7 protein-coding genes are annotated in these 6,852 nt (G+C 26.0%); 4 read left to right on the top strand and 3 right to left on the bottom strand.

All coding sequences use genetic code 11. The features are described from left to right. Nucleotides 1–143 precede the first annotated feature (143 nt). The 3 genes from EIC27_RS05455 to EIC27_RS05445 all read right to left on the bottom strand — a co-directional run bounded on the left by EIC27_RS05455 (nt 144) and on the right by EIC27_RS05445 (nt 3,256). Entirely contained in the window at nt 144–995 is an 852-nt protein-coding gene (locus EIC27_RS05455) for an AAA family ATPase (protein ID WP_126045088.1), read from the bottom strand. Between the two features lie 133 nt (nt 996–1,128). After that, nucleotides 1,129–2,340, bottom strand: coding sequence for a sigma-54-dependent transcriptional regulator (locus EIC27_RS05450; protein WP_126045087.1), 1,212 nt, complete (start codon nt 2,338–2,340; stop codon nt 1,129–1,131). A 70-nt stretch (nt 2,341–2,410) separates the two neighbouring features. Continuing rightward, nucleotides 2,411–3,256, bottom strand: a complete 846-nt coding sequence (locus EIC27_RS05445) for a DMT family transporter (protein WP_126045086.1) — start codon at nt 3,254–3,256, stop codon at nt 2,411–2,413. 328 nt (nt 3,257–3,584) lie between these two features. Here EIC27_RS05445 and EIC27_RS05440 point away from each other — a divergent pair, with 328 nt between their 5' ends. From EIC27_RS05440 to EIC27_RS05425, 4 genes are all read left to right on the top strand, one after another. Then, nucleotides 3,585–4,322, top strand: a complete 738-nt coding sequence (locus EIC27_RS05440) for an IS6 family transposase (protein WP_126045085.1) — start codon at nt 3,585–3,587, stop codon at nt 4,320–4,322. Nucleotides 4,323–4,540: 218 nt separating this feature from the next. Further along, nucleotides 4,541–5,887, top strand: coding sequence for an amino acid carrier protein (locus EIC27_RS05435; RefSeq protein WP_126045084.1), 1,347 nt, complete (start codon nt 4,541–4,543; stop codon nt 5,885–5,887). 10 nt (nt 5,888–5,897) lie between these two features. Further along, a complete protein-coding gene (locus EIC27_RS05430) occupies nt 5,898–6,410 on the top strand; it encodes a hypothetical protein (RefSeq protein ID WP_126045083.1) in 513 nt (170 codons plus the stop codon). Nucleotides 6,411–6,522: 112 nt separating this feature from the next. Continuing rightward, nucleotides 6,523–6,852 (top strand): trigger factor family protein (locus EIC27_RS05425; RefSeq protein WP_162298346.1); only part of this gene is annotated, 330 nt, incomplete at its 3' end.

Raw genomic sequence — 6,852 nt, 5'->3', positions numbered from 1 at the left:
TTATATTCTTCTACTAGCTCTTTCCATTTTTCATTACTTATTCTTTTTTTCTTTTTTTCTAATAGCATCATTAGCCTCTATTTTTTTAGGCTTTTGTTCTACCACTTATTTTTATTCTTGCCTAGATTCCCTTATTTTAGCGCTTACTTATATATAGTATCAAAAATTCCTGTTAAAATTAATTTTTCTAAATTATGATTAGTTTTAGCTAGTGAAGAACAGAATATATCAGAAATTAATTTTGAAATTTTAATTACTAACTTATTTTCTTCATCTGGTTTTTTTAATCCTAGATTATCTTCTAAAAAAGAATTAATGGGTTTATCGTATTCATCAACTAATACATACACTTTTTGACCATAGTGATTTTTTAATAGTCCACTTAAAAAACTTATGCTATCTTCTAATCTAATTTTATCATATTGAATATCAATATATTTTTTAAAATCATTTCTATCTACATCATGTAATTTATTATTATCTAGCAAATATCTAAAATCTTTATATAAGTTCTTAATTAGACTTTTTAATTGATCTGTAATTACTTCTAAGTTATTTCCATTTATTTCTTTTAAACTAATATATATTACTGGATGCTTACCTTGAAATTTCATGTAATAACCAGAATTAACTTCTGAGATTTTCAGTTTATTATCTATAAATAAATCTTTATTACAAAGAGTTGATCTATGTAAGCTATAAGAAAATGACCAAGTCCAAGGACATAAATAAGAAAAACTTTCTTCATAGTTAGTTTTTTGTATGCAATTACTGTTCTCAGGTTCTAAAAATACCTTGAGCATATCTAAGTTAAGTGTTTTGCCCCATCTTCTAGGGTAAGTGATTAACATCGCTTTTTCACTACTATCTAAGATTTCTTTTATAAAGAGGCTTTTATCAACATATACATCATAGTCACTGATCATTTCTTTAAAATTATCAGTTCCTACAGCTATTTTTAATGGCTGATTATTTTTAGTTTTTTGATAAGTCATAACACACTACGTCAAAATTTATAACTTATATAACATATTTTCGCCTAAATTATAAATTTTATCAATAAATTAGTTATTTAAATTAATTTATGATGATGTTTTAGTTTATTTTGTAATGTGTTTATAGATATGCCTAAACTTTTGCAACTAAATCATAATTTTTGTTATATTTATTTAGTGCTTTATCTATTGCCTTTTTTTCCATTGCTTCAAGTGATTCTAAATTTTCTTCTTCTGATGTATTTATAATTGATATATCTTTTTCTTCAATTTTTGAGGTAGTAGAAATTAATATGGATCTATGAATAGTATTTTCAAGTTCTCTTACATTTCCTGGCCAAAAATGAACTTGTAATTTTTTCAGTGCTTTTTCATCTAATGTTTTTTTGCCTAAATTATTTACTTTACAATATTTTTGTAGAAAATGTTCAGATAAAGGAATTATATCTTCTAATCTGTCTTTAAGTGGTGGAATTTCTAAATGGATAACATTTAATCTATAAAATAAATCTTCTCTAAAATTGCCGTTTTTAACTTCAGAAATTAAATTTCTATTACTTGTAGCAATAATTCTCATGTTGAGTTTTATAGGTTTATTTCCTCCAACTCTAAATATTTCTTTTTCTTGGATTGCTCTTAGTAATTTAGCTTGTAATTTTAAGTCCATTTCACTAATTTCATCCAAAAATAAAGTGCTATTATTAGCTTGTTCAAATTTACCAATTCTTCTTTCAGCAGCTCCTGTAAACGCTCCTTTTTCGTGCCCAAACATTTCAGATTCTAATAAATTTTCTGGTATTGCAGCACAGTTTATAGAGATGAGATCATTTTGAGAATTTTTACTGTGTTTATGTATTAATTTGGCAATGACTTCTTTACCAACTCCTGATTGTCCTGAAATTAATACATTTGCAATAGAAGGTGCTATTTGTTTAGCAACAGAAATAATTTTTGACATACTTTGTGAAAAGCAAATCAGGTTATTATCATCTTCAGAGTTATTAGATATTATTGAAAATAATGCAGCAATAACTTCTTTGTTTGGAGGTAATGGTATGTATTCAATTGCACCTTCTTTTATACTTTCAGCAGCTCGTTTAGGATTATTAGATAATCCGCATGATACAATTGGTACAGAAAAATGCTCTGCTTCAAGAGTATTTTTAAGTTCTTTTATATTCATTTCTGAATCAATAATAATTAACTCAATATTTTCACCGTTTCTTAAGTTAATCATTGCTGATTTTATATCTATAGCGTGTAAAATTTTTGCATTTTGCTCTTTAGATAGTTTTGCAGCATTGACTATAGATCCCTTTAAATCGCCAATTATCAATAAACGCATTGTATAACTTTCAAAATATCTAACTATAAAGTATAAAGGTAAAATTCTTTAAATCAAAGAGTTATATAAATTAATTAATATTTTTTGGAGATTTTGATTTTTTCCAAGTCAAACCTCCAATTAATCCAGCAGAAAAAATTAGAAATGAGGATATAAATAATGCATAAGTAGGTTTACTATAACCAGCTATAATTAGTATTGATATTGAGATTATAGGGTTAAAATATGATAGTATGCTAAGTAATTTAAAATTCCCTTTTTTAACTCCATAATCCCAAAAAAAATAAGCTAAACAATGAGTAGCTATGCCCATAAAAATTAATGATATGAAATTAGATAGAGTTGGTATTATAGTTTTTTCATAAGTTAAATGCATCAAAAAAGATAATATAAATCCTAAACCACAATATATTCCAATCATTTCTGGCTTTAATTTTCCATAAAATTTCGAAATTATTGTATAAAAAGTCCAAAAAAATGCAGCAAATAAAGCATATAGATAACCTTTAATATATTGATGTTGAAAATTAATATTTTGTCCCTCATCATAAAAAATTAATATATAAATTCCGATAAAAGCAATTAAACTTGCTAAAAAATAACGAAATTGAAGTTTTTCTTTTGGAAATAGAGAAGAGAAAAATATTACCATAATTGGCCATAAGAAATTTATTAAGTCTGCATGTGCAACAGGTGCATGTTTAAAAGATTCTATAAATAAAACTTCGTTGCCAAAAATTCCTATTATACCGATGATCCATATATAAAAAGGATGGTCTAAAGTTTTTCTCCAGGTATGATTATAAGTGTTATAAGATGCAGAGCATATAAAGCCTATTAAAAAAACAATTGATAAAATTTCATATGTAGGAATTTTTTTTAAATTAGCAACTGATGTAGCTGAAATTGCCCACATTAATAATCCTAATTCACCAATTATATTGGCCTTAAATTTTCTATAAATATTATAAAAGATCTTTTCACCACTACCCTTAAAGAAATTATATTATTTATAAAAAAGCAAAAGTCAAAAAAATTATTAGTCGTATATTTATATTTTTAATTTAAGTTTTTAGTGATAATTGACTACTACTTAGCATCTATATAGATATTATTTTTGCTAGCTTATCAATTTGATTTTATAACTCAATATTCTCATTCTCTGTAACACTATTAGTGTTTTTAGGGCACTGTTGCAAACTGAATAGGATTATTGTATAAACGGGAAAATCAAAGGAAGGTTTATGGAAGAAAGAAAATATATAGATGCAGGAACAGATTTCAAGAATCGTCATTTCAGCGGAGAATTGATAATAGGATGCATTAGATGGTATTTGAAATATCCAATAAGCTACCGAAATTTAGAGGAAATGATGCAAGAACTTGGCGTAGAAGTTGATTATACGACGATATATAGATGGGTTCAGAAATATGTACCAGAATTATATAAAAGAATAAGATGGTATAGCCAGGTCTATAGTGGTAGTTGGAGAATTGATGAAACATATATCAAAGTGAAAGGAAAGTGGAAATATTTATATCGAGCGATCAATAAATATGGAAAAACAATAGATTTTATTTTGCTGCATAGACGTGATAAAGATGCTGCTAAAAGATTATTGAAAAAAGCTCTAAAAAGTAGCAAATCTGAACCTTATAGAATCAATGCAGACAAGCATGCTCCATACCAATTAGCAATTAATGAGTTGCGTAAAGAAGGCGTGATTGGTGATAAAACAGAACATTCACAAGTCAAATATCTGAACAACGTCGTTGAATCTGATCATGGTAGGATAAAACTACGGCTTCGACCTATGCTAGGATTTAAATCTTTTATCTCAACATATCGATGCATCAAAAGCGTTGAGACAATGATCATGTTTGCTAAAAACCAATCTTTCTGGATAACCAATAACTTAAAAAATCAAATCACTTTCATCAATAAACTTTTTAATCTTTACTCACTGTATTCTTCTATTTAAAATATTTCTGAAATTTAACTATTTTTTAACCTCTCCTGCTATTTGCAACACTGCCTTAAAATATGGGGTTTTAGCTTATAAATTTGTTATGTATAATAATTAATTTTTAATATTTAGCATATTTTATTGCCTGAAGTTAATTATTATATTGTTTAATTAAGAGCTGTAATGTATAAGATTTTATCAATTTAAATTTCTAATAAAATAATTTTACATTAATGTCAGAAGCAATATTTGGATTTTTAAGTCAATTAGACATTATTTTATGGGATTATATAGGAATAATTATCATTTTATTTGTTGGAGTTTTTCTTACAATTTATTCAAAATTTTTTCAATTTAGAGCACTGTTTAGGTTAAGAACCTATATAAAGGATTTGGTTGCATGTGCTGAAAAAGATAAACAAGGAACACATCCTATAAAATTATATTTTGCTTCAGTTGGAGGTATGGTGGGGCTTGGTAATATAGTTACAGTCGTCAGCACAGTAGCTTTAGGAGGCCCTGGGAGTATTATATGGCTTTGGGTAGCATCATTCTTGGGAATGTTAGTAAAATATTCTGAAGTTTACTTAGGAATAAAATATAGAGTAAAAAATAATGAAAATGGTTTTGATGGTGGTCCAATGTATTATCTTCGTGTAGGCTTTAAAAACAAGATATTACCAATATTTGTTTGTATTTTATTATGCATATATGGTGCAGAAGTGTCGCAATTTTTAATTATTACAGATACAATTATAAACGTATTTTCACTTAATAATAGTCATATTGATTTAAATGGTATTAAATTTTTATATGGAAGATATATAGTGATAGGATTATTACTTACATTCATATTATTGACATCAGTCAAAGGGGTTAAAAGATTTGCAAATGTTTGCTCGGCAATGATTCCTCCTTTTATGATTGGGTATATTATTTTAGGGATCTGGATAATATTTGATCACAGTGCTGATTTGCCAGATGTTTTTTCATTAATATTTTCTTCATTTTTCGATTATAAATCTCAAGCAGGTGGTTTGATATCTGGGGGAATATTTTTAACTGCGCATTATGGAGTTTCTAGAGCAGTATATTCTGGTGATATAGGTATAGGCTATGATTCTATAATACAAAGTGAAACTCAGACTTTATATCCAGAAAAGCAAGCTAGGATGTCTATATTTGCACTATTTTCTGATTCTTTGATTTGCACTATAAGTATTTTGATACTATTGGTTACAGGTATGTGGCAAGTTAAAGGTTTGCAGCCTTCTGAATATGTGGTTAATGCATTGAAATTATATTTACCAAATGTAGAATATTTTATGGTCGTTCTCTTCACATTTGCTGGTTTTACAACGATAACAGGTTATTTAGTAGTTGGTCAAAAATGTGCAAAATATCTTAATAAAAAATATGGGCAGTTTCTATATATATTATACTCCATATTTGCATTTATAGTTTTCTCATTTTATGATCAAGAACAAGTTATATTAATAATGAGTGTTTCTGGTGGAATTCTTATGGTAATTAATATACTTGGAGTATTTAAATTAAGAAAGTCTATTGAATTTTTATAATTAGTTTTTCATGGCTTTAAAAAAAGGTAAAAATAAAATTAAGACGAAAAAGTCAAGATTTTACTCTTCTAAAATTACCAAAACTTTAAGAAGCATAATAATTAAATTATTAGTTATTATAATTAGTCTATTAATTTTTATGTTAGTTATATATAAAGCTTATAACTATTATGTAAAGCCAATTGATTTAAAGAATATTCCTTATATCAAAAATAATAAAAAATGCGATAAAATAAAATTTAATGAAAATGATGGGATTATTTTTTCTAATCAGGATAAGAAAGTTTATGATAGTTTAAAACAAAAGAAAAGAGATTCATATAAGCAAAATTTAAAATCAGAAAAAGTAATACAAGATTTTTCCCATAAGCAAATTTTTGATATTGTGCAAGAAATCAAAAAAGATGAATTTAAAGAAAATAAAAATAACAAACCTAAACCAGTAACTGAAAAGAAAAATATTTCAAATAAAATCAAAAAAAAGAAGATGAATACACAAAGTATTTTTGATGTTTTAGGGTAATATTTTATAATTAATTTATTATATAGTATTGCTATTAAAAATAATTTAAAAAAATTGTTTAATATATTTAAAAATTCTGTTAAACTTGAATATAAATAAAAATATCAATCAAATGACGATTAAAGAATTGCAAAACGAAAAGTTTTTTAAAGAATTTGAAGTGCATGTGCCGTTTGAAGAAATTAATTCAAAAGTTGAAGAAAGTGTTTCTAAAGCTGCAAAAACATTTAAAATGCCAGGTTTTAGAGAAGGTAAGGTGCCGCTTAGTATTGTAAGACAAAAAGTTGGGAAGGAAGAAACAGGTAAGCAAATACAAGAAAAAATTTCTGAGTCTATTAAAAATTTAATTGATTCCAAAAAAATTATTCCATACTCGAAACCTGATGTGCAAGTTCTATCATTTGATGAAGATAAGGGGCTATCTATTAAAATAGGCTTTGAA

Source organism: Candidatus Aquarickettsia rohweri, assembly GCF_003953955.1.
GTDB classification, from domain to species: Bacteria; Pseudomonadota; Alphaproteobacteria; order Rickettsiales; family Midichloriaceae; genus Aquirickettsia; species Aquirickettsia rohweri.
The sequence above is the reverse complement of the archived record's forward strand: the minus strand, read 5'-3'. Positions and strand labels throughout refer to the sequence as shown.

Coding starts and splice junctions, on each gene's coding strand:
- EIC27_RS05455 (WP_126045088.1), bottom strand. CDS start 995: ATGACTTATCAAAAAACTAAAAATAATCAGCCATTAAAAATAGCTGTA.
- EIC27_RS05450 (WP_126045087.1), bottom strand. CDS start 2,340: ATGCGTTTATTGATAATTGGCGATTTAAAGGGATCTATAGTCAATGCT.
- EIC27_RS05445 (WP_126045086.1), bottom strand. CDS start 3,256: ATGTGGGCAATTTCAGCTACATCAGTTGCTAATTTAAAAAAAATTCCT.
- EIC27_RS05440 (WP_126045085.1), top strand. CDS start 3,585: ATGGAAGAAAGAAAATATATAGATGCAGGAACAGATTTCAAGAATCGT.
- EIC27_RS05435 (WP_126045084.1), top strand. CDS start 4,541: ATGTCAGAAGCAATATTTGGATTTTTAAGTCAATTAGACATTATTTTA.
- EIC27_RS05430 (WP_126045083.1), top strand. CDS start 5,898: ATGGCTTTAAAAAAAGGTAAAAATAAAATTAAGACGAAAAAGTCAAGA.